18 protein-coding genes and 1 pseudogene are annotated in these 22,759 nt (G+C 72.2%); 12 read left to right on the forward strand and 7 right to left on the reverse strand.

The window, feature by feature from the left end; translation table 11 throughout:
- Positions 1-105: 105 nt before the first annotated feature.
- Complete coding sequence (locus IEZ08_RS14035; protein WP_176728637.1) at positions 106-2,451, forward strand: MMPL family transporter; 2,346 nt, start codon at positions 106-108, stop codon at positions 2,449-2,451.
- Here IEZ08_RS14035 and IEZ08_RS14040 read toward each other — a convergent pair.
- From IEZ08_RS14040 to IEZ08_RS14055, 4 genes and pseudogenes are all read right to left on the reverse strand, one after another.
- A complete protein-coding gene (locus tag IEZ08_RS14040; protein ID WP_189242275.1) occupies positions 2,396-3,682 on the reverse strand; it encodes an endonuclease Q family protein in 1,287 nt (428 codons plus the stop codon). The two genes, IEZ08_RS14035 and IEZ08_RS14040, sit on opposite strands and share 56 nt — an antisense overlap.
- A gap of 162 nt (positions 3,683-3,844) precedes the next feature.
- Positions 3,845-4,666, reverse strand: a complete 822-nt coding sequence (locus IEZ08_RS14045; protein ID WP_189242276.1) for a hypothetical protein — start codon at positions 4,664-4,666, stop codon at positions 3,845-3,847.
- Positions 4,663-5,475 (reverse strand): ABC transporter permease, encoded by an 813-nt coding sequence (locus IEZ08_RS14050; RefSeq protein ID WP_068928027.1) that lies wholly within the window; start codon positions 5,473-5,475, stop codon positions 4,663-4,665. The genes IEZ08_RS14045 and IEZ08_RS14050 overlap by 4 nt, the downstream gene beginning before the upstream one ends.
- Positions 5,476-5,501: 26 nt before the next feature.
- Positions 5,502-6,191, reverse strand: a pseudogene (locus tag IEZ08_RS14055) (ABC transporter ATP-binding protein); the annotation flags it as partial.
- Positions 6,192-6,358: 167 nt separating this feature from the next.
- On the opposite strand from IEZ08_RS14055, the gene IEZ08_RS14060 reads away from it, so the two are divergent.
- Both IEZ08_RS14060 and IEZ08_RS14065 read left to right on the forward strand, forming a co-directional pair.
- The gene (locus IEZ08_RS14060) at positions 6,359-7,510 is read left to right on the forward strand and encodes a sensor histidine kinase (RefSeq protein ID WP_068928025.1); all 1,152 of its coding nucleotides are present in this window, start codon (positions 6,359-6,361) and stop codon (positions 7,508-7,510) included.
- Positions 7,507-8,166: a response regulator gene (locus tag IEZ08_RS14065; protein ID WP_068928024.1), complete on the forward strand. Its 660-nt coding sequence runs from the start codon at positions 7,507-7,509 to the stop codon at positions 8,164-8,166. Before IEZ08_RS14060 ends, IEZ08_RS14065 begins: the two co-directional genes overlap by 4 nt.
- A gap of 77 nt (positions 8,167-8,243) precedes the next feature.
- Here IEZ08_RS14065 and IEZ08_RS14070 read toward each other — a convergent pair whose 3' ends face one another.
- Positions 8,244-9,281 carry a LacI family DNA-binding transcriptional regulator gene (locus tag IEZ08_RS14070; RefSeq protein ID WP_068928023.1) on the reverse strand — a complete coding sequence of 346 codons (1,038 nt, stop codon included), beginning with the start codon at positions 9,279-9,281 and terminating at the stop codon, positions 8,244-8,246.
- 387 nt (positions 9,282-9,668) lie between these two features.
- Between IEZ08_RS14070 and IEZ08_RS14075 the strand changes: the two genes are divergently transcribed.
- The 7 genes from IEZ08_RS14075 to IEZ08_RS14110 all read left to right on the forward strand — a co-directional run bounded on the left by IEZ08_RS14075 (position 9,669) and on the right by IEZ08_RS14110 (position 18,781).
- The gene (locus IEZ08_RS14075) at positions 9,669-11,426 is read left to right on the forward strand and encodes an ABC transporter substrate-binding protein (RefSeq protein WP_068928022.1); all 1,758 of its coding nucleotides are present in this window, start codon (positions 9,669-9,671) and stop codon (positions 11,424-11,426) included.
- 69 nt (positions 11,427-11,495) lie between these two features.
- Positions 11,496-12,491, forward strand: coding sequence for an ABC transporter permease (locus IEZ08_RS14080; protein ID WP_068928021.1), 996 nt, complete (start codon positions 11,496-11,498; stop codon positions 12,489-12,491).
- On the forward strand, positions 12,488-13,381 hold the full coding sequence (locus IEZ08_RS14085; protein ID WP_068928020.1) for an ABC transporter permease: 894 nt from the start codon (positions 12,488-12,490) through the stop codon (positions 13,379-13,381). The genes IEZ08_RS14080 and IEZ08_RS14085 overlap by 4 nt, the downstream gene beginning before the upstream one ends.
- On the forward strand, positions 13,378-14,319 hold the full coding sequence (locus IEZ08_RS14090) for an ABC transporter ATP-binding protein (protein ID WP_068928019.1): 942 nt from the start codon (positions 13,378-13,380) through the stop codon (positions 14,317-14,319). Before IEZ08_RS14085 ends, IEZ08_RS14090 begins: the two co-directional genes overlap by 4 nt.
- A complete protein-coding gene (locus tag IEZ08_RS14095) occupies positions 14,319-15,200 on the forward strand; it encodes an ABC transporter ATP-binding protein (RefSeq protein WP_189242278.1) in 882 nt (293 codons plus the stop codon). Before IEZ08_RS14090 ends, IEZ08_RS14095 begins: the two co-directional genes overlap by 1 nt.
- 85 nt (positions 15,201-15,285) lie before the next feature.
- Positions 15,286-17,811, forward strand: coding sequence for a glycoside hydrolase family 2 protein (locus IEZ08_RS39540; RefSeq protein WP_229803098.1), 2,526 nt, complete (start codon positions 15,286-15,288; stop codon positions 17,809-17,811).
- Positions 17,812-17,941: 130 nt separating this feature from the next.
- The gene (locus tag IEZ08_RS14110) at positions 17,942-18,781 is read left to right on the forward strand and encodes a hypothetical protein (RefSeq protein WP_189242279.1); all 840 of its coding nucleotides are present in this window, start codon (positions 17,942-17,944) and stop codon (positions 18,779-18,781) included.
- 38 nt (positions 18,782-18,819) lie between these two features.
- Here IEZ08_RS14110 and IEZ08_RS14115 read toward each other — a convergent pair whose 3' ends face one another.
- Together IEZ08_RS14115 and IEZ08_RS14120 are read right to left on the reverse strand one after the other, a co-directional pair.
- Positions 18,820-19,476, reverse strand: coding sequence for a response regulator (locus tag IEZ08_RS14115; protein WP_068928016.1), 657 nt, complete (start codon positions 19,474-19,476; stop codon positions 18,820-18,822).
- On the reverse strand, positions 19,473-20,672 hold the full coding sequence (locus IEZ08_RS14120; RefSeq protein WP_229803099.1) for a sensor histidine kinase: 1,200 nt from the start codon (positions 20,670-20,672) through the stop codon (positions 19,473-19,475). Before IEZ08_RS14120 ends, IEZ08_RS14115 begins: the two co-directional genes overlap by 4 nt.
- A gap of 206 nt (positions 20,673-20,878) precedes the next feature.
- On the opposite strand from IEZ08_RS14120, the gene IEZ08_RS14125 reads away from it, so the two are divergent.
- A complete protein-coding gene (locus IEZ08_RS14125) occupies positions 20,879-21,265 on the forward strand; it encodes a hypothetical protein (RefSeq protein ID WP_203863168.1) in 387 nt (128 codons plus the stop codon).
- Positions 21,262-22,731, forward strand: a complete 1,470-nt coding sequence (locus IEZ08_RS14130; protein WP_189242280.1) for a multicopper oxidase domain-containing protein — start codon at positions 21,262-21,264, stop codon at positions 22,729-22,731. Before IEZ08_RS14125 ends, IEZ08_RS14130 begins: the two co-directional genes overlap by 4 nt.
- The last annotated feature ends 28 nt before the right edge of the window (positions 22,732-22,759 follow it).

Below are 22,759 nucleotides of genomic sequence, written 5' to 3' on the forward strand. Positions count from 1 at the left end.
AGGCCGCCTCCCGTTGTTACAGTCGGTGATCGAATGATCGCGTAGTGACGGAGGGTGGCGGCCGGAGGCCGGCGGCGGTCTTCGACCGCTCGCGAAGGAGGACGGGTGCTCCACAGCCATCCGGGGACCACGCTCGAACCGCCCGCGGACCCGTCGGGGCGGGCGTCCGGTCCCCCGGGGCCGGGCCGTGTCGTACGGCGCCGCCGTCTGATCCTGTGGCTCACCGCCCTCTCCATCGCGCTGGCCGTCCTCGCCGGTCACGACGTGCACGACCGGCTGACCTTCGGCGGCGAGACGGCATCCGGCGCGGAGGCGGAGCGCGCGGAGAGGCTGCTGGCGGAGGGGTTCGGGACGGGCGTGCCGCACCTCGTCCTGATCGCCCGGGGCCCGGGGCCGGTGGACCGCGCCGACGTCGCGGCGGCCGGGAGGGGCGTGACGGCGCGGCTCACCCGCGATCCCGGCGTCATCGACGTCATCTCCTACTGGGACACCCGCTCGCCCACCCTGCGCAGCCGGGACGGCCGGGGCGCGCTCATCCTGGCCCGGCTGCGCGGCGACCACAGGGAGCGGACCGGCACGGCGGACCGCCTGGCGCCCGTCCTGGCCGGTGCGCACGGGCCGCTGACGGTCGTCCTGACGGGGGAGACACAGGTCAAGGCCGAGGCGCGGAGCCGGAGCGAGCGGGATCTCCGTACGGTGGAGTTCATCACCGTCCCGCTGACCTTCGCCATCCTCCTGCTGGTCTTCGGCAGCCTCACCGCCGCCGCGCTGCCGATCCTCGTCGGCGTGTTCGCGGTGACCGGGACCATGGCGGTGCTGCGCCTGCTCACCGAGTTGACCGAGATCTCTGCCTTCGCGATGAGCATCGCCAGCGCCCTCGGGTTCGCCCTCGCGGTGGACTTCAGCCTGTTCATCGTCACCCGCTTCCGCGAGGAACTGGCCGCCGGGCGCGAGGCCGCGGACGCGGTCCGGGTCACCATGCGCACCACCGGCCGGGCCATGGCGTTCTCCGCGCTCACGGTGACGATGTCGCTGGCCGCCCTCCTGCTCTTCCCGTTCATGATGTTCCGCTCGGTCGCCCTCGGCGGCATCGCGGTGACCCTGCTGGCCGCGGCCGGGAGCCTGGTGGTGCTGCCGGCGGCGCTCACCGTGCTCGGCCGGCGCGTCGACAGCCTCGCCGTGCCGGGGCCGTGGCGGGCCGGGCGGGAGCGGGGGACGGGCGGCGGGTGGTTCCGCCTGGCCACGGCCGTGATGCGCCGCCCGCTTGCCGTGGCCGTCCCCACCGTCGCGCTGCTGGCCCTTCTCGGGGCCCCCTTCCTCGACGCCCGCTTCGGGCTCTTCGACGACCGGCTGCTCCCGCCGGACGCCCCCGCCGCGCGGGCGACCGAGGAACTGCGCCGGGACTTCGACGCCCGCGACAGCGTCTCGGCCACCAGAGTGGTGCTGCCCGGGCTCCGGGTGACGAGCGGTGACACGACCGGGTCCGGCGACGGGGTGGGAGGCACGACCGGGTCCGACGGCGAGGCGGGGGGCGCGGGCGCGGCGCACGCCCGGCTGGACGCCTACGCGCGGAGCCTGTCGGCGCTGGACGGGGTCCTCCGGGTGGACACGGTCACCGGCTCCTACCTCGACGGGAGGTTCTCCGGACTGCCCCCCGGCCCGCCGGAGCGGTTCACCGGCCCGGCCGGGACCTGGCTGGCGGTCTCCACGGCGTACGAGCCCTACGCGGTGGAGAACAGCGACCTGGCCCGCGACCTGCGCGCCGTCCCCGCCCCCGGGGAGGCGGCGGTGGGCGGCCCCGGAGCCCAGCTGGCCGACATCCGGCAGGCCGTCGCGGACACCCTGCCGCTGGGCCTCTCCCTGGTCGCCCTGGCGACCTTCGTGCTGGTCGCCGGGCTGACCGGCAGCGTGGTCCTGGCGGTGAAGGCCCTGCTGATGAACGCGCTCAGCCTGGGCGCGACGTTCGGCGTGCTGGTCCACGTCTTCCAGGAAGGGCACCTGCGCGCCCTGGTGGGAAGCTTCACCGTGTCGGGCACGATCGACGCCCTGGTGCCCGCCCTGATGTTCTGCATCGCCTTCGGGCTGTCCATGGACTACGAGATCTTCCTGCTCTCCAGGATCACCGAGGAGTACCGCCGCACCGGGGACACCGTCACGGCGGTGGCCCTGGGGATGGAGCGCACCGGGCGCCTGTTCACCTCGGCAGCGGTGATCTTCGCCGTGGTGATGGCCTCCCTGGCGACCTCCAGCCTCGTCCTGCTCAAGATGGTCGGGGTGGGCCTGGCGCTGGCCGTACTCCTCGACTGCACGCTGATCCGCGGGCTGCTCGTCCCCGCGGTCATGCGCCTGGCCGGCCGGGCGAACTGGTGGTCTCCCCGCCGGTTCCGGAGACCGGTCAGAACAGGGTCGGGGGAGAACCCGCGCTCACCGGTCCCGGCTCGCCGGGCTTGAAGAGCCGGATCGTGCCGAACACACCGTCGTAGCCGGGCTCCCGGATCACCTCGCAACGGCGCAGCCGGGCGACGGCCTCGGCGAGCGGCGGCGAGTGGGCCGCGATCTCGCCCGGCGTCAGATCCTCCAGGATCGTCAGCTCGGGGCCGAGGGCGGTGGTGAGCCGGTCGACCTCCGCCACGACCTTCTTGCTCTTCGGCCCCACGCCGAGGATCTCCCCCACGATCTCCGGGAGCGGGACGGCGCTGTGGAAGCCGGCGGCTCCGGCCGGACGGGCGCCGTCCGGGCGGTCGGCCAGATCCTCGACCCGGCTCAGCACGCCGACCGTGAGCTTCCTGCCGCACACGGGGCAGATCCCGCCGCGTTCCCGTGTCTGCCGGGGCTCCAGCCGGACCCCGCACTTGCGGTGCCCGTCGACGTGGTACTTGCCCTCCTCGGGGAAGAACTCGACCGATCCCGCGTGCCCCTCGCCGGTCCGCAGCGCCTCCAGGACCGCGAAGTAGTCCAGGCCGGTCTCGAACACCGTGGTCTCCCGGCCGAGCATCGGCGGCGAGTGCGCGTCGGAGTAGCTGACCATCCGGTAGCGGTCGAGGCCGGAGACCCGCCAGTTCATGGCCGGATCGCTGGAGAGTCCGGTCTCCAGCGCGAAGATCTGGCCGGACAGGTCGCCGTAGCACTCCTCGATCGAGTCGAACCCCGCCTTGGACCCGAGCACCCCGAACCACGGCGTCCAGATGTGGGCGGGCACCAGGTAGGCGCCCTCGCCGCCGCCGAGGGTGATCTCCAGCAGGTCGCGGGCGTCCAGCCGGAGGGTCGGCCGTCCGTCCTCGTCCAGGTTGCCGAACCGGGCGAGCTCGCGGTTGAGCGTCCCGGCCACGTCGAAGTCCGGCGCGTACAGCAGGTGGTGGATCTTCCGGGTGCGCCCGCCGCGGGCGTAGACCGTGGAGACCTCCACCGAGAGCATGAACCGCACCGGCGCGGACGCGACGCTGGGCGGGAGCGTGCGGGAGATCTCCCCGTCCAGGTCGTCGCGGAGCCGGAACAGTCCGGGCTCCGCGGGCACCAGGTTCTCGCGCAACTCGGCGAACCACACCGGATGGGTGAAGTCACCGGTGCCCATGAGCGTGATGCCCTTGCGCCGCGCCCACCACGTCAGGTGCGTCAGGTCGCTGTCCTTGCTGCAGGCCCGGGCGTGTTTCGAGTGGATGTGCAGATCGGCATGGAAACGCACCTTCACCATCCTGTCGCAGTCCGGTCGGCCACGCCGGGGTGCGGGAACCGCCGTGGCCTCCCCGCTCCGGCCGTCACCGGGAACGTTCCGCCCCGGGGACCCGTCGCAGGCTCTCTGCCCGCGGAACCCGGGTGAATGCCTGATTCAGGGAACCCGCGGCATTCAGGGAACCCGCGGCATCCGGGGAACCCGCGGCATCCGGGAACCCGCGGCGGAAGGCGGGAAGACCGCGGCGAAGTCCTCTCCTCCGGCCAGACGCCCGATCAGACGGTGTACGGCGGCGGGCCCGCCGGCGGCGCTCATCCACCGGCTCACCCGGCAGGCGGACCGGGCGTAGAACCGCTCACCGTCGGTGGCCGCGCGCGGCCGTTCCCCCGGCATCCCGGGAAGGACGACCCCGGGTTCGGCCAGGCACCGGTCCGGGGCCGTCTCCGGCGCGAGGTAGCGCGGGTCGCCGGAGACCACGACGGCCAGGCCCTCGTCGAACCACTTCGGCACACCTGCCGTGCCGAGCCGGCTGTCCAGCTCGACGTGGGACAGCTCGTGCGCGGCGATCACCGGGTGGATGCCGCGCGGCGACAACATCACCGCGCGGTTGAGGATCGCGATGCCCCGCTCCCCGCCCCCGCCGATCCGGCGGTAACAGTCGTCCGTCGCGCAGACCAGGACGCGCGGCGCACTCCCCCGGCCGCCGTAGAAGTCGCGGACGCGCCGCCCGGCCGCCTCCATGATCTCGATCACCTGCCGTCGCCGGTCCGGCGGCAGGTCCGGCTCGGCGTACAGACCCGGCGCCACCTCCTCCAGCCCGTAGCAACCCGGGCAGGTCACGGCCACGACGGACGGGAAGGCCACCGCGACCACGGCGACCGCCGCGACGAGCAGCCCGCCGAGCCCGGCGAGCAGCCAGGCCCACCTCCTGCGCACCACGTCCGCGAGCCGCCGCGCCGGCCACCGCCGGCGCCGGTCCGTCCGGCCTGCCCTCACGCGTCCCTCCGCGTGAAGGAGACCATGCCGGCCGCCACCGCGACGACCGCGTACCCCGCCAGCACGGCCAGCGCCACGAGCGGCGGGAGCGCTCCGGCGCCGGCCTGCGTGGCGACGGGGTCACCGGCGATCTGCCGTACGAGGGCTATCGGGAACAGCGCGAAGACCCGCGTGTTCCACGGCTCGGGCAGGACACCGGCCACGCCGGGCAGGACGAACAGCAGGACGGCGACCGAGGCGACCCCGCCCGCGGTGGACCGGGTGACCGTACCCATCCCCAGCCCGAACAGTGCCAGCACGGTCACCGAGAGCCCGGCCGCGAGCAGCAGGGGCAGGTCGGCGGTGAACGGGCCGGCGTTGAAGCCCATCGTGCGCTCACCCGCGATGATCCGGCTCACCGCGTACGTCGCCAGCAGGACCGCGTGGCCGACGACGAGCGTCAGGACCGTCAGGACGCCCGTCTTGGCCAGGAACAGCCGCCGCCGGTCGGGGACGGCGACGAGACTGGTGCGGACCATCCCCGTGGCGTACTCGGAGGTGATCGCCAGCACGCCGAGGACGCCCAGCACCATCTGCAGGAACGGAAGGAACCCGTCCTCCGGCGCCGCGGCGCGGAAGGCGGCCCGCGCGGCCGGGTCACGACCGTCCCAGACGGTCCCGACGTAGTAGGTCCAGACGGCGCCGAGGAGCACGATCGCGGCGGCGGCGCCGAGCGCGTGGTGGGTGGAGCGGACGGAGCGCAGCTTCAGCCACTCCGAGGACAGGACGCCGGTCGTCTTCGGCCGCCCCGGGGACAGGGCGCCGGTCATCGGGGTGCCCCGTACTCGACGCTCCCGGCGGTCAGTGCCAGGTAGGCGTCCTCCAGCGTCGGATAGCGGCCCGTCAGCTCCTCGACCGTGGTGTCGGCGATGAGCCTGCCGCGGCCGATGACGACGAGACGGTCGGCCGTGAGCGCCATCTCGCTCATCAGGTGGCTGGAGAGCAGCACCGTCCTGCCCTCGGCGGCGAGAGAGCGCAGCAGCTCGCGGATCCAGCGCACCCCCTCGGGGTCGAGCCCGTTGACCGGCTCGTCGAACATCAGCACCTCCGGGTCCCCCAGCAGCGCGGCGGCGATGCCGAGCCGCTGCTTCATGCCCAGCGAGAACCCGCCGACCAGCCTCCGCGCGACCCCCGTCAGCCCGACCGTCTCCAGCACCTCGGCGACCCGCGACGGACCGATCCCGCCCGCGAGGGCCAGGCAGGACAGGTGGTCGAACGCGTTGCGCCCGCCGTGCACCGCGGTGGCGTCCAGCAGCGCCCCCACCGTGTGCGCCGGCCGGGGGAGCGTGGCGTAGCGCCGCCCTTTCACGAGCGCCTCCCCGGAGGTGGGCGCGTCGAGCCCGAGCACGATGCGCATCGTGGTCGACTTGCCCGAGCCGTTCGGGCCGAGGAAACCGGTCACGTGTCCCGGCTCCACCCGGAAGGACAGCCCGTCGAGGGCGGCGGTGTCCCCGTAGCGTTTGGTCAGCTCTCTCACTTCGATCACACACCGACGTTCTCGTACGGCGGGCGCCCCGCACATCGGACCGGGGTATGACCGCCCGGAGGCTGAGGCCGGGCGGCCCGCGGCCGGATACCGTCGGGGATGTGGACACGGCCCCTTCCCCTACCGTCACGCGTGTGGACACCGCCCCTTCCCCTACCGTCACGCGTGTGGACACGGCCCCCTCCCCCTTCGCCCGGCGGCTGAGCCGTGGTCAGCTGATCGTGTTCGACTGCCTGGCGGGAGCGGCCGTCTCACTCTTCCTCCTCACGATCGCGGCCCGTTCCGCCGCCCCGGAGTGGGCCAGGCTCGCGCTGCCCCTCGCGCTCGGGCTGCCGCTGGCCGTGCGGCGGCTCTGGCCGAGGACCGTCTTCTGCGTCGTGCTCGTACCGGCGGTGGCGGCCATGGCCCTCCAGGTGACGGCCGCCGCGTACGTCGCGCCCGCCTATGCGCTCTACACGGTGGCGCTGACCAGCCGGCGCGGCGGGCGGACGCCGTCCCAGGGCGTCACCGGGCTCGCCGTGGCGGTGGTGGCCGGGGTGGCGGTGGCGGGGACGCCCGCCCCGTCGACCGGGCTCTTCGGCGGCGTCATGTTCGGTGTGGCGGCCCTGGTCGGAGCCTGGACGGTGGGACGGGCCGTCGGCGAGCGCCGGGCCTACGCCGCCTGGACCGCCGAGCGGCTGGCCCGCGACGCGGTGGTGGGGGAGCGGCTGCGCATCGCCCGGGAGCTGCACGACGTGGTCGCGCACAGCATGGGACTGATCGCGATCAAGGCGGGGGTGGCCAACCACGTCGTGCGCACCCGCCCCGAGGAGGCGCACGACGCGCTGCGCGTGATCGAGACCGAGAGCCGGAGCGCGCTGGTGGAGATGCGCCGCCTGCTCGGGGTGCTGCGCGCGGACCCGGCCGGTCCGGGTCCCGTCCCGGGCATCGCCGGGCTCCCCGGCCTGGCCGAGCGGGCGGGGTCGGCGGGCGTCACCGTCGAACTCGACGTGCGCGGCGCCGACGGGCTGCCGGAGGGGGTGGGGCTGTCGGTGTACCGGATCGTGCAGGAGGCGCTCACGAACGTGGTCAAACACGCGGCCCCCGGGCACTGCCGGGTGGCGGTGGAGGCCGTCGGCGGCCGGGGCGGCAGGCGGGTGCGGATCGAGGTGACCGACGACGGCCCCGGGTACGGGACACCGCCGTCGGAGGGGGAGGGGCACGGGTTGATCGGGATGCGGGAGCGGGTCATGCTGTACGGCGGCGCGTTCGAGGCCGGTCCCGGGCCGGGACGGGGCTTCCGTGTGGCGGCCTGCCTGCCGTACGAGGAAAAATCGTGATCCGGGTGCTCATCGCCGACGACCAGGCCCTGATCCGGGGCAGCTTCCGGGTGCTGGTCGAGTCCGAGCCCGACCTGACGGTGGTCGGTGAGGCCGGGACGGGGGCCGAGGCCGTCGAGCTCACCATGCGGGAGAGCCCCGACGTGGTGGTGATGGACGTGCGCATGCCCGAGATGGACGGGATCGAGGCGACCCGGCGGATCGACGGCCGGGCGAGGGTGCTGGTCGTGACCATGTTCGACCTCGACGCCTACGTCTACGCGGCCCTGCGCGCCGGGGCCGGCGGCTTCCTGCTGAAGGACGCGCCGCCGGCCGACCTGCTCGCCGCGATCAGGGTGGTGGCCTCGGGCGAGGCACTGCTCGCACCGGCCGTCACGCGCAGGCTGATCGAGGAGTTCACCCGCGTCCCCGTCCAGCCGGTCGTCCGGGGACTGGAGGGGGTGACCGAGCGGGAGCGGGAGGTGCTCACGCTGATCGCCCGCGGCCTGTCGAACGCCGAGATCGCCGCCCACCTGCACCTGAGCCTCGCGACGGTCAAGACCCACATCGGCCGCCTGCTCGCCAAACTCGCCGCGCGCGACCGCGCCCAGCTCGTCATCGCCGCCTACGAGAGCGGCCTCGTCACCCCGGCGCGAGGCGATGTCCGGCCGGGATGAGAGGCGGTCCGCGGGGGCGGCGATGTCCGGCCGGGATGAGGCGGTCCGCCGGGGCGGTGACGTCCGGCAGAGGCGGGTCAGCCCGCCGGGGGCGGGGCGGTGCTGCCGCGGGGGACGAGCCGGGCCGCCCGGTCCTCGAAGCCGGTGATCTCCCCGCCGGTGACCTCACCCTCCCCGGCGACCAGCGAGAGCAGGGTCCTGGCGGCGTGGGCGCCGTAGGCGGGGATGTCACGGCTGAGCGCGGTCAGCGCGGGGCGGACCACCTGGGAGAGCGGGGAGTCGTCCCACGCCACGATGGACAGGTCCCCCGGCACGTCGAGCCGCATCTCCTGGGCCGCGGACAGGCCGGCCACGGCCATGATGTCGTTGTCGTAGACGATCGCGGTCGGCCGGGCGGGCGAGCCGATCAGGCGGCGGGTGGCCCGCGCGCCCTCATCTCCGGTGTAGTCGGTGTGCATGATGGTGTGGCTCTCCAGCCCGAGCTCCCGGCACACGGCGGTGAAGGCCTGGTCGCGCAGGACGGTGTGGACGAGCTCGGGCAGCCCGGCGACCCGGGCGATCCGGCGGTGCCCCAGCGCCGTCAGATACTCGACGGCCTCCCGGACGGCCACGGTGTCGTCGGACCAGACGGGTACGAGCGTGCCCGCCTCCGAGGGGTGGCCGAGCACGACGACCGGCAGCCCGAGTTCCTCCAGCTCGGTGACGCGCGGGTCGGAGAAGCGCAGGTCCACCAGGATCGCGCCGTCCACCCGCCGCTCGCCCCACCAGCGCCGGTAGATCTCCACCTCCTGCCCGGGATCGGTCACCACCTGGAGCATCAACGCGTACGACCGGGCCGAGAGCTCGCTCTCGATCCCGCTGATCAACTCCATGAAGAACGGCTCGACGCCCAGGATCCGGGCCGGGCGGCACACGGTCAGGCCGATGGTGTGGGCCCGCGCCCCGCTGAGCGCGCGCGCCGCGCTGTTGGGGCGCCAGCCGATCTCCTCGGCGATGGCCTTGATGACGGCCCGTTTCGCCTCCGACACCCCGGGGCGGTCGTTCAGCGCGTAGGAGACCGCCACTTTGGACACGCCCGCCCGGCGAGCGATATCGGCGATCGTCGGTCGCTTCACTGAACCCCCTGGTTGAACCGATTAATCATGTGTCGAGCAGACTTTACTCCCGGTGTCCGCGCGCGGTAGCACTCTCTCTGTCCCTTGGCCCGGAGGACCTCCCGGGAGACGTCTCAAACGAGTCACGGCTATTGACGGCGCGGTTACGCGGAATTTACGTTCGCCGTACTTACCCGGTTCACCGTTTCGGCGGCGTGAGCGGGGAGTGCCGACTGCCTGTCCGCGGGTGGTGGGGGACACCCCCCTCCCTGTGGTTCGGGAAAGGGGACGTGCGTGCCTACGACGTGGGAGCGCTCCCACTGCCGGAGGATCTCTGACCTCCGGATTCTCATCGGGGCTGGAAGACGTTCGGACCTCCGCACAGTGCGCGGGGGAAGGAGAGAGACGATGCGAAACCCCGTGCGGATCGTGATCCCGGTCCTGGCCGCGGGCCTGCTCGCCGCGGCCTGTACGAGCGGCGAGCCCACGCCCGCCCCGCAGAACACCCAGGCGGGGAACACGTCCGCCGTCAACCCGGCCAACCCCAACTCGCTGCCGCGCCACGAGACGCTCTACACCAGCGGCACGCAGTGGGGCCCGCCGTCCAACTTCAACCCGATCCGCGAGTGGGACTACGCGACCGGGACGGAGGGGCTGGTCTACGAGTCGCTGTTCCACTTCGACCCGAACACCTCCAAGCTCGTCCCGTGGCTGGCCGAGAGCGGGAGCTGGACGGACGACAAGACCTACGAGATCAAGCTCCGCCAGGGCGTCACCTGGTCGGACGGGAAGCCCTTCACGGCCAAGGACGTCGTCTTCACCCTCGAACTCGGCAAGATGGAGACGGTTCCGTTCCACAACATCTGGGAGTGGATCGAGAAGGCCGAGGCGGTCGACGACCAGACCGTGAGGGTCACCTTCTCCACGGCCAACTACCAGGAGTGGGACTTCCAGCTCTACAGCCGGGCCATCGTGCCCCAGCACGTCTGGCAGGGCCGCTCCGAGCAGGAGGTGCTGGACGGCAAGAACGAGAACCCGGTCGGCACCGGCGCCTACACGTACATGAGCCACGACCAGGACCGGGTCATCTGGCAGCGCCGCGACAACTGGTGGGGCAAGACGGCGCTCAACATGGAGCCCAAGCCCAAGTACATCGTCGACATCGTCAACTCCAGCAACGAGGTGGCGATGGGCCTGCTGCTGCAGAAGGGCATGGACCTCAGCAACAACTTCCTCCCCGGCGCGGCGAACCTGGTCAAGGGCAACTTCGGCATCTCCACCTACTACCCCGAGCCGCCGTACATGCTCTCGGCCAACACCGCCTTCCTGGTGCTCAACACCACCAAGAAGCCGATGGACGACCCGGCCTTCCGCAAGGCCCTCGCCAGCTCGATCAACACCAAGCAGATCGTCGAGGGCGTCTACGGGAACCTGGTCAAGCCCGCCAGCCCGACCGGTCTGCTGCCCCAGTGGGAGCAGTTCGTCGACCAGGGCGTGGTGGGTCAGAGCGGCTTCTCCTACGACGTGGGCAAGGCCAAGAAGATGCTGGCCGACGCGGGTTACCGGGACCGCGACGGCGACGGGCTGGTGGAGAACAAGGACGGCTCGAAGATCGATCTGAGCATCATCGTGCCCTCCGGCTGGACCGACTGGATGGAGGCGATCCGGGTCATCTCGGCCAGCGCGAAGGAGGCGGGGATCAGCGTCACCCCCGACTTCCCCGACTTCAACGCCCTGGTCGACAGGCGGAGCAAGGGCGACTTCGACATGCTCATCAACAACGAGCGCCAGCTGTCGAACACCCCGTGGACCTACTACGACTACATGTTCCAGCTCCCGATCCAGAAGACGCAGAACACGGTCAACTTCGGCCGGTACGAGAACAAGGAGCTCTGGAAGCTGGTCCAGCAGCTCGACCAGGTCAAGACGGACGACGTCGAGGGCATGAAGAAGGCCATCTCCGAGATCCAGAAGATCCACCTGGAGGAGCTGCCGATCATCCCGCTCTGGTACAACGGTCTGTGGTCCCAGGTCAGCAACACGACCTGGAAGAACTGGCCGTCCTCGGTGGGCAACGCGCCCAAGACGGCACCCACGATGTGGCGCAACTGGATGGAGCTGGGCGGGTTCGAGACGCTCACGCAGCTGCAGCCCAACGCCTCCTGACCGAATGACCCCGCCCCCTCCTTCCTCCTCCTCCGGGGGGAGGGGGCGGCCTGTCCTGGGAGACTCCTCGTGCGCCGATACTTCGGTCGGAAACTTCTGGTCTACGGGCTGACGTTCTTCGTCGCCGTCACGATCAACTGGATGGTCCCGCGGTTCATGCCGGGCGATCCGATCTCGAGCATGGTCGCGAGAGCGGGGGCGAGCAATCCCGCGGCGGCGGAGACGATGCGGGCCTACTACACCGAGCTCTTCGGCCTCGACCAGCCGATCTGGCAGCAATACCTCAACTTCTGGGCGGCCCTGTTCCAAGGTGACTTCGGGATCAGCATCTGGGCGTTCCCCAGCCCGGTGAGCGAGGTCATCCTGGGGGCCGTGCCGTACACGCTGGCACTGATGATCCCGGCGGTGCTGCTCAGCTGGGTCGTGGGCAACTGGTTCGGGGCCTTCGCCGCCCGGCGCAAGGCACTGGACAACGCGGTCCTGCCGGTCGGATACGTCCTGACCGCGATGCCGTACATGTGGCTGGCGGTGCTCCTGGCCTGGGGGCTGGGGGTCGTCGCGGGGATCTTCCCGGTCGCGGGGGGCTACAGCTTCTCGATGCGGCCCAACTGGTCCTGGGACTTCATCCTCGACCTGCTCCACCACTGGACGCTCCCGTTCGCCTCCCTCTTCCTGGTCGCGCTCGGCGGCTGGGCGATCGGCATGCGGAACATGATCATCTATGAGCTGGAGTCGGACTACTCGAACTACCTGTCCGCGCTCGGCGCGCCGCAGCGGCTGATCCGCAGGTACGCCTTCAGGAACGCGGTCCTGCCGCAGATCACCGGCCTGGCGCTGCAACTGGGCGTGCTGGTGGCGGGCGCCCTGGTGACCGAGATCGTCTTCTCCTATCCCGGGCTGGGCAGCCTGATCCTCAAGGCGATCCAGAACCAGGACTTCTTCCTGCTGCAGGGCACGTTCCTGTTCATCGTGCTCGGCGTCCTGATCGCCAACTTCATCATCGACATCGTCTACGTCGTGGTCGATCCCCGGACGCGGGCGGGAATGGCGGGTGCGCAGGCATGACGGCACTTCAGGAAGTCCCCGCCCAGGACGCGGCGGCCCCCGCGGCCGTACGGCGTGAGGCCCTGCACTTCGCCCTGCGCAACGGCAAGCTGGTGACCGGCCTGGCCATCGTCCTGCTCCTGCTCCTGCTGGGCCTGCTCGGCCCCGTGCTGATCGGCGGGACACCCAACGCGTACGGCACCCAGCCCATGCAGCCGCCCTCGGGGGAGCACTGGTTCGGTACCACGACGTTCGGCCAGGACGTCTTCACCCAGTTCGTGCACGGCCTGCGCACGACCTTCGCGGTCGGCGTCCTCGGCGGCGGCATCGCCGCGGTCATCGGCATGCTGGTCGGCTTCGTCGCCGGCTACCGGGGCGGGCTGGTCGACGAGGCGCTGAACATGCTCACCAACATCGTCCTCGTCATCCCCACGCTGGCCGTACTGCTGATCATCAACGCCTACCTGGGCGTGCGCAGCGTCGGCGCGCAGGCCCTGTTCATCGGCCTGACCTCCTGGCCGTGGGCGGCGCGGGCGATCAGGGCGCAGACGTTCTCGCTGCGCACCCGCGACTTCGTGGACCTGGCCAGGCTCAGCGGGGCGAGCACCTGGAGGATCATCACCAGGGAGATCGCGCCGAACATGAGCTCCTACCTGTTCATGACGTTCATCCTGCTGTTCGGCGGCTCGATCCTCATCGCCTCCTCGCTCGACTTCATCGGGCTCGGCCCCACCGAGGGCATCTCGCTCGGGCTGATGCTGCAGAACGCCAACCAGTGGAGCGCGATGCAGCTGGGCATGTGGTGGTGGTTCATCCCGCCGGGCGCCGGGATCACCGCGGTGGTGGGCGCCCTGTACGTCGCCAACGTCGGCCTCGACGAGGTCTTCAACCCGAAGCTGAGGGAGACATGAGCCTGCGGGTCAACGATCTGAAGGTGTACTACAAAACCCTCAAGGGCGAGGTGAAGGCGCTCGACGGGGTCTCGTTCGAGGTGGGGGACGGGGAGATCCTCGGCCTGGCGGGGGAGTCGGGCTGCGGCAAGACGACGCTGGCCAAGAGCCTCATCCGGATGGACGGCCGGATGCGCCACACCGGCGGCACGGTCGAACTCGACGGCGAGGAGCTGCCGATCGGGGACGACCGGCGGATGAACGCCTTCCGCTTCCACCGCGTCTCCCTCGTCCCGCAGTACTCGATGAGCGCCCTGAACCCGACCCGCAAGATCGGCAAGATGGTGACCGAGCTCCTGCGCTCCCGCGGGGTCACGCCGGACGCCGGGAAACTGCGCGGGCGGCTGGACGCCGTGGGGCTCCCGCACGAGGTCCTGGACCGCTACCCGATCGAACTGTCCGGCGGCATGAAGCAGCGCATGGTCATGGTCGTCTCCACCCTCCTCGACCCGTCGCTGCTCATCGCCGACGAGATCACCTCCGCCCTGGACGTGTCCACCCAGAAGGCGGTCGCCGGGGCGTTGGCCGGCTTCCGCGACGACGGCCTCGTCAAGAGCATGATCTTCGTCACCCACGACCTCTCGCTGACCTACCAGATCGCCGACACGATCATGATCATGTATGCGGGCAGGCTCGCCGAGAAGGCCCCGGCCAAGGAGATCATCGAGGCGCCCCGGCACCCGTACACCCGCCTGCTGATCAACTCGCTGCCCGAGGTCGGCGTGCGGTACGCCGAGCGGAAGCTGGCCGGCATCGCCGGCAGCCCGCCCTCGCTGCTGAACCCGCCCAAGGGCTGCCGATTCAGGGACCGCTGCCCCCTCGCCTTCGGCCAGTGCGAGCAGGAGCCGCCGGTGGTCGAGGTCGCGCCCAACCACTCCGTCGCGTGCTGGAAGGCCTGATGCTGAAACTCGACAACGTCACGAAGGTCTACCGGGTCGGCGCCTTCGGCGGCAAGACGCTGACCGCGGTCGGCGACGTGAGCTTCGACGTGCGGCCCGGCGAGGTCGTCTCCCTCATCGGGGAGAGCGGCAGCGGCAAGAGCACGATCGGCAAGATGATCCTCGGCCTGACCCCGGTCACCGGGGGCTCGATCACCCTGGACGGCGCCCCCGTCAGGCCGGGCAAGGAGTACTACCGGCACGTCCAGGGCGTCTTCCAGGACCCCTTCAGCAGCTACAACCCGGTGTTCAAGGCCGACCGGGTGTTCCAGATGATCAGGCAGGCGTACTACCCGGAAGTCCGGGAGACGGACTGGGCCGAGCGGGTGCACGCCACGATCCGGGACGTGCGGCTCGACCCCGACCAGGTCCTCGGCCGGTACCCGCACCAGCTCAGCGGCGGCCAGCTGCAGCGCCTCCTGATCGCCCGGGCGCTGCTGCTGGACCTCAAACTGCTGGTCGCCGACGAGATCACCAGCATGCTCGACGCCTCCACCCGCATCGACGTGCTCAACCTGCTGGCCGAGCTGAAGGAGCGCGGCCTGGGGGTGCTGTACGTCACGCACGACCTCTCGCTGGGCACCTACCTGGCCGAGCGCACCGTCGTGCTCCGGCACGGGAAGGTGGTCGAGATGGGGCTGACCGACAAGGTCTTCGGCAACCCCCTGCACCCCTACACGCGGCAGCTGCTGGCCGCCGTCCCCCGCCTCCACGCCCCCTGGGAGGACGCCGAGCCGGTGACGGACTGCCTCTACCACCGGGGCGGGGCGTCCGGAGGGCTGTCCGAGGCCGAGGAGGGGCACTTCGTGGCGTGCGCCCGGCTCGACGGCTGCCCGGAGTGACCGTCCCGCCGGTCCGCGACAAATGATCACGCCGGGCGCCCCGCCGAACCGGGGCGCCGCCGGAAGCGACCCAGAAGGAGCCTCCTTGCGTTCGTACCGTCCGCTGCACGACGGCTGGACCCTCACGGCCGTCTCGCGGGATGCCGGAGTGGCGGGCGTGCCCGCGACCGTTCCCGGCTGCGTGCACACCGACCTGCTCGCCGCCGGGCTCATCGAGGACCCCTACCTGGACGACAACGAGACACGGCTGGCCTGGATCGGCCGGACCGGCTGGATCTACGAGACCAGGTTCTCCTGGACCGCGGACGGGCACGAGCGGACCGACCTGGTCTGCGAGGGGCTCGACACGGCCGCCACCGTGATCCTCAACGACGTGCGGATCGCGGAGACCGCCAACCAGCACCGTTCCCACCGCTTCCCGGTCCGGCACCTGCTGCGCGAGGGCGACAACACGCTCACCGTGCTCTTCGAGTCCCCGTACGCCTACGCCGAGGCCCGGCGGGCCGCGTTGGGCGGGCGTCCGGGCCCCTACGCCGAGCCGTACCCGTTCATCCGCAAGATGGCCTGCAACTTCGGCTGGGACTGGGGCCCGACGCTGGTCACCTCCGGCATCTGGCGGCCGATCGGACTGGAGAGCTGGAGCGGCGCCCGGCTGGCCGGGGTACGGCCGCTGGTGACCATGGAGGGCGCCGACGGCCGGGTCGAGGTGCACGTCACCGTCGACCGCGTCACGGAGGATCCGCTCACGGTCACCGCCGAGGTGGCGGGGGTTCCGGGGGCCCCGGACGTCACAGCGGAGGTACGGCTCGCGGCCGGCGAGCGGCGCGGCGTCCTCACGCTGACCGTCCCGGAGCCGGAGCGGTGGTGGCCGCGCGGGTACGGCGCGCAGCCCCGCTACGACCTGACCGTGCGGCTGGACGAGGCCGCCGCCAAGACCGCCGCCAAGGCCGTCACCGAGGCCGTCACCGAGGCCGTCACCGAGGCCGTCACCGAGGCCGTCACCGAGGCCGTCACCGAGGCCGTCGTCACCGCGGCCGGGACTCTCGGCACGGTGACCAGGAAGATCGGGTTCCGCTCCGTCCGGCTCGACCGGACCGACGGCGCCTTCACCCTGCGCGTCAACGACGTCCCGGTCTTCGTCCGGGGCGTCAACTGGATCCCCGACGACTGCTTCCCCAACCGGGTGACCCGGGAGCGCCTGGCCGGGCGGTTCGAGCAGGCGCTCGACACGGGCGTCAACCTGCTGCGCGTCTGGGGCGGCGGCCTGTACGAGAGCGAGGACTTCTACGACCTCGCCGACGAGCGGGGCCTGATGGTCTGGCAGGACTTCCCCTTCGCCTGCGCGGCCTACCCGGAGGAGGAGCCCTTCCGCTCGGAGGTGGAGGCCGAGGCCCGCCAGAACGTGGCCCGGCTCGCGCACCGCCCCAGCCTGGTGCTGTGGTGCGGCAACAACGAGAACCTCGAAGGTCACGCCGACTGGGGCTGGCAGGAGGAGCTCGGAGGGCGCAGCTGGGGCTCCGGCTTCTACTACGACCTGCTCCCGTCGATCGTCGCCGAGCTGGATCCCACCCGTCCCTACTGGCCGGGCAGCCCTTACTCGGGCGCTCCCGACCTGCCGCCCAACGACCCGGCGAGCGGCACCATCCACATCTGGGACGTGTGGAACCGCGAGGACTACACCCGCTACGCCGCCTACGCCCCCCGGTTCGTCGCGGAGTTCGGCTTCCAGGGGCCGCCCGCGTACGCGACCCTGCGCCGCGCCGTCAGCGGTGAGCTGGTCCCCGACGCCCCGCTGGTGCTGCACCACCAGAAGGCGGTCGACGGCAGCGGCAAGCTCCTGCGCGGCCTGGGAGAGCACCTGCCCAGACCCGGGACGTTCGACGAGTGGCACTACCTGACCCAGCTCAACCAGGCGCGGGCGGTGGCCTTCGGCATCGAGCGGTTCCGCGGGCTGGCGCCGCACTGCATGGGCACGATCGTCTGGCAGCTCAACGACTGCTGGCCGGTGATCTCCTGGGCCGCCGTCGACGGCGACGGCCGGCGCAAACCGCTCTGGTACACCCTGCGGCGCGTCTACGCCGACCGCCTGCTCAGCGTCCAGGGCGACGTGGTCGCGGTGGTCAACGACAGCGCCGAGGCGTGGCGGGGCGAGCTGGAGCTGGTCCGGCACAGCCTGGACGGCGAGCCGCTGGCCAAGGAGACCGTCGCGGTGGAGGTGACGCCGCGGTCGGTGACCAGGGTGGAGGTGCCCGCGGCGGCCGGGACGCCCGGTGACCCCGCGCGGGAGCTGCTCGCGGTACGCCTCGGCGAGGTCCGTACGGTGGCCTTCTTCGCCGAGGACACCCGCGTGGCCCTCCCCGAGGCGGCCTATGACGCGCGGGCCGAGCCGGTCCAGGGCGGCTACCGGGTGACCGTCACCGCCCGCACCCTCCTGCGCGAGCTGGCCCTGTTCCCCGACCGGCTCGACCCCGCCGCATCGGTGGACGACATGCTGGTGACCCTGCTCCCCGGCGAGAGCGCGGTCTTCCACGTCGCCACCGGACGGGACCTGGATCCGGCGGAGCTGACCGGCTTCCCGGTCCTGCGCTGCGTGAACGAGGCGCGGCGGTGACCGCTCCCGGGCGGCCCCGACCGGCGGGCCGCCCGGGAGCGACCATGCCCGATCCACCGTCGGATGCGAACCTCCGTGCGGTCTCCGGAGTCTTACGTATGGAGAAATCACGACTGGGGGAGACCACCCGATGCCGCGCCCGCCCGCCACCGCCGTACCCGCCACGCGTCCGCCCGCCGCCGTGCCCGCCACGCGTCCGCTCGCCGCCGCCGTGTTCACCGCGGCCCTCGCCGCCTGCGCCACCGGTCTGGCCGCCCTGCCCGCCGCCGCCTCCACCGGCCCGGCCGCCGCCGCGCCCGCCGGGTCCGCGCCGTCCGAGGTGCTGTACGGCTTCGCCTGGGCCGACGGCCCCTCCACCCTGCGCATCACGCCGGCGAAGGCGACGCCCGTCAAGCAGCACGGCATCGTGCGCTACAAGCTCACGCCCGTCCCCGGTGCCAAGGAGCGGCGGATCGGCTACGCCGGCGCCGACTTCCGCAGGATCACCGCCGCGTGCGACCTGAAGGAGACCGAGGGCGTCGTCAAGCTCGACAAGAAGGGGCTGGGCAAGACCCGCTGCAAGGAGGACGACCTGTCCTTCGTGCTCAGCCTCGGGCCCGCACCGGTCCGGATCTCGACGGGCGCCGTCCCGCGGGTCCACGAGTTCATCGCGCTGCCGACCGCCGCCAGGACCGCCTTCGGCACGGTCAAGCGCGTGAACGACACGACCGTGGTCTTCGCCAAGGGCAGGTCGCGGGTCACGCTCCACTACACCTTCCTGGACTTCCACCGCGCGACGAGGAGGTGCGGTGACTCCTGGCTGGCCAATCACGTCAACGCCGACCGCGACGGCCTCGGCACCAAGGCGTGCGACACCCGGTCCTTCGCCAGGGCGGTGAAGGGCGCCCGGTACCCCGTCCTCACCAAGGTGGAGTACGACCCGGTCAGCCGGCAGCTCATCCAGGCGTGGGAGGTCTTCGGCGACGCCTGATCTCCTCCCGCCGCGGTGCCCGGCGCGTCCGGGCGGGTTCAGCCGCGCGGGGCGACCAGCCCGGACTCGTAGGCGAAGACGACGAGCTGGGCGCGGTCGCGGGCATGGAGTTTGATCATGGCCCGGCTGACGTGGGTCTTGACGGTGGCCGGGCTGATCACCATGTGCGCGGCGATCTCGTCGTTGGACATGCCGCGCGCGACCAGCGCCGTCACCTCGCGTTCACGGTTGGTGAGAGGATCCAGCACCCGGCCCGAGGGAACGGGACGGCGGGCGACGTACTCGTCGATCAGGCGGCGGGTGATCCCCGGGGAGAGCAGCGCGTCGCCCCGCGCGGCCACCCGGACGCCCTGCAGCAGGTCGGCCGGGTCGGTGTCCTTGACCATGAACCCGCCCGCGCCCGCGCGCAGGGCGTCGAAGACGTACTCGTCCAGCCCGTAGTTGGTCAGGATCACCACGTGGACGCCGCTCAGCCGCGGGTCGGCCGCGATCCGCCGGGTCGCCTCGATGCCGTCCATCACCGGCATCTGCACGTCGACGAGCGCGACGTCGGGAAGGTGCTCGCGGGCCAGGGCGACGCCCCGCTCGCCGTCGGCGGCCTCGGCGACCACCTCGATGTCGTCCTCGGCCTCCAGCAGCGCGCGGAAGCCCGCCCGGATCAGGGCCTGGTCGTCGACGAGCAGCACGCGGATCACGATGTCTCCTCCACGGGGAGCCGGGCGCGGACGGTGAAGCCGCCCTCCGGGCGGGGTTCGGCGTGGAGCAGGCCGCCGAGGGCCGTGACGCGTTCGCGCATGCCGGTCAGCCCGTTCCCGGGGGTCGGGGGCGCGTCCGTGCTCGCGTGGCCGTCGTCGTCCACCTGCACCACCAGCTCGCCGGGACGGTAACCGATGTGCACCGCGGCCGACGCCCGGCCCGCGTGCCTGGCGACGTTGGTGAGCGCCTCCTGGACGATCCGGTAGGCGGAGTGGTCGACGGCGGAGGGCAGGGCGCGGCGTTCGCCGACGACCGTCACGGTGGTGGGCAGGCCGGCCGCACGGGCCCGGTCCACCAGGTCGCCGAGGTGGGCCAGCCCGCTGCCCGGGGACTGGCCGGACGGCTCGCGCAGCACCTCCAGCGTCGCGCGCAGCTCGCGCATCGCGTCGCCGGCGGCCTCCTGGATGGCCAGCAGCGCGTCCGGCGCCTCCTCGCCGCGCTTGCGGGCCAGGTGGACCGCGACGCCGGCCTGCACCTTGATGATCGAGATGCTGTGGGTGAGGGAGTCGTGCAGCTCCCGGGCGATGCGCAGCCGTTCCTCCCCGGCCCGGCGCAGCGCGGCCTCCTCCCGGGTGCGCTCGGCCTCGGCGGCCCGCTCCTCCGCCTGCCTCAGGTAGGCCTGCTGATGCCGGCCGACCGTCCCCATGACGCCGGCCGCGAGGAACCAGCCGAGCAGCAGGATCGTGCTCTGCACGATCTCCTGCGCGGACTGCCCGGAGGCGGTGGCCAGGCGGGAGGCCAGGGCGCCGCCCAGGAACACGGTGCCGGCGACGGCCGCGGGCAGCGGACGGCCCGCCCGGACCACGGTGTAGATGGCGATCAGGACGGGGAAGGACGGCGCCGGGCCCGGGGTGTTCCGCATGGTGTAGAACAGCATGCAGGCCGTGACGGTCAGCAGGACCGCGACCGGGGCCCGGCGGCGTACGGCGAGCGCGAGCGAACCGGCCAGGACGGCCAGGTGGTCCGGGAGGCCGGCGCCGGGCGTGGTCAGTGCCCCGGCCTCCTGCAGGACGGCGATCAGCACCGCCAGTGCCGCGTCCGCCGCCGGAGATCCCTTCCCCGCGGCGCGGACCGCGGTCAGGACCCGGGCCGCCGGGCCCGCTGCCTGCGGGCGCATCCCACGATCGAGCCTCATCCCAGCACCTTAGAACCACTCAGGGCGTAGATCATCCCCATAACGCCGTATTTCCGTGCTACTTCCGGCGTCGTAGACCGGTCGAGTCTGCGCCCGGTGATGTAGTCGGGAAGTCTCCTCCCGGACGACGACCGAGGACGGTTCCCCGAGCGACGATCTCGGACATGGCCGCCGGCTTTGAGATGACCTCTGAAGGAGAAGCTCCCATGGCATCACCACGTTTCCTTCCGCTGCTCCGCGTCGCGGTCGTCCTGCAGACGGTCGCGATCCTGGTCCAGGCGATCACCGCGGGCCTGTTGCTCTCCTCACCCGGCGGGCGGACGCTGCACGCCGCCTCGGCGGGGATTCTGCTGCTCGCCGTGCTGCTGCACCTGGTCGCCGCGGTCCTGGTGTGGCGTCCCGGCGGCGGCTCGCCGCGCGCCATCGCCTCCGCCGCGGCGTTCCTGGTCGCCACGCTGGTGCAGATGGCGCTCGGCATGGCGCACCTGAAGACGCTCCACGTGCCGCTCGGGGTGCTGATGTTCGGCGGGAGCGTCGTCGGGCTCGTCCGGCTCTGGGCGGACCGCCGTTCCGATGTGGCCGTCGCGGCATGACGATGACGAGACGGCGGGCACTGGGCCTGCTCGGGCTGGGGGCGGTCGCCGCGGTCTCCGGCCTCTCCGGCTGTTCCCTGCTCGCCGGGACCCCGCAGCCCAAGCTGCTGCCCAGCACCGCGCCGCTGCCCGCGCCGTTCACCGTGCCGCTGCCGCTGCCGGAGGTGGCGGCGCCGTACCGGACCGACGGCCGGGCCGACTACTACGAGCTGACCCAGAGCGTGGCCGAGGTGGAGATCCTGCCCGGCCTGCGCACCCGGGTCTGGGGGTACGGCGGGAGCTTCCCCGGCCCGACGATCGAGGCGCGCAGCGGGCGTGAGACCGTCGTGCGGGTCTCCAACGGGCTCGGCGCGCCGACCGTGACGCACCTGCACGGCGGCCGCACTCCGCCGGAGTCCGACGGGTACCCGACCGACCTGGTGCAGCCGGGCGCCCGGCGCGACTACGTGTTCCCGCTCGACCAGCGGGCGGCCACGCTCTGGTACCACGACCACCGCATGGACTACACCGGGCAGCAGGTGTGGCGCGGGCTGGCGGGCTTCTTCCTGGTGCGCGACGACGAGGAGGACGCGCTCCCGCTGCCGGAGGGCGAGCGGGACATCCCGTTGATGATCTGTGACCGGTCGTTCGCCGAGGACGGCTCCATGCCGTACCCGGGCTTCGCCGACCGGCCCGGCGTGCGCGAGCCGTACATGGGCGGGGTGCTGGGCGACGTCATCCTGGTCAACGGCGCGCCCTGGCCGGAGCTGCGGGTCGAGCGGGCGCGCTACCGCTTCCGGCTGCTCAACGGCTCCAACGCCCGGCCGTACGAGCTCGCGCTCTCGCCGGGCGGGACGATCGTGCAGATCGGCAGCGACGGCGGCCTGCTCACCGCGCCGCGGGGGATGCGCCAGGTACGGCTGGCACCGGGCGAACGGGCGGACGTGATCGTCGACTTCGCGGCCTACCGGGCCGGTGACCGGGTGGAGCTGCGCAACCTCGCCGACGAGGGCCCGCAGGGCAGGGTCATGCGTTTCGCCGTCGGCGGTGACGCGCGCGACGACTCGGCGATCCCCCGGACGTTGTCGCGGATCGAGCGGCTGGACCCGGCCGCGGCGAAGGCGACCAGGGACTTCGCGTTCACCAGCGGGAGCCTGCACGGCGGCACGGGATGGTTGATCAACGACCATCCCTTCGACACCCGACGGATCGAGGCCCGCCCCCGCCTGGGCGATACCGAGATCTGGCGGCTGACCAGCGATGTCGCCCACCCCGTCCACCTGCACCTGGACCACTTCCAGGTGCTGTCGGTCAACGGTGAGCGCCGGCAGGGCCCTCCGGAGTGGAAGGACACCGTCGAGCTGCGCGACGCCCAGACCGTCGAGATCGTCACGAGGTTCACCGGCTACCGCGGCCGGTACGTCATGCACTGCCACAACCTCGAACACGAGGACATGGCGATGATGGCCAACTTCGAGGTCGTGTGACCCGTCCCCGTCGACCGCTCGGGAGGAG

The organism is Planobispora rosea, from assembly GCF_014648175.1.
GTDB lineage: Bacteria > Actinomycetota > Actinomycetes > Streptosporangiales > Streptosporangiaceae > Planobispora > Planobispora rosea.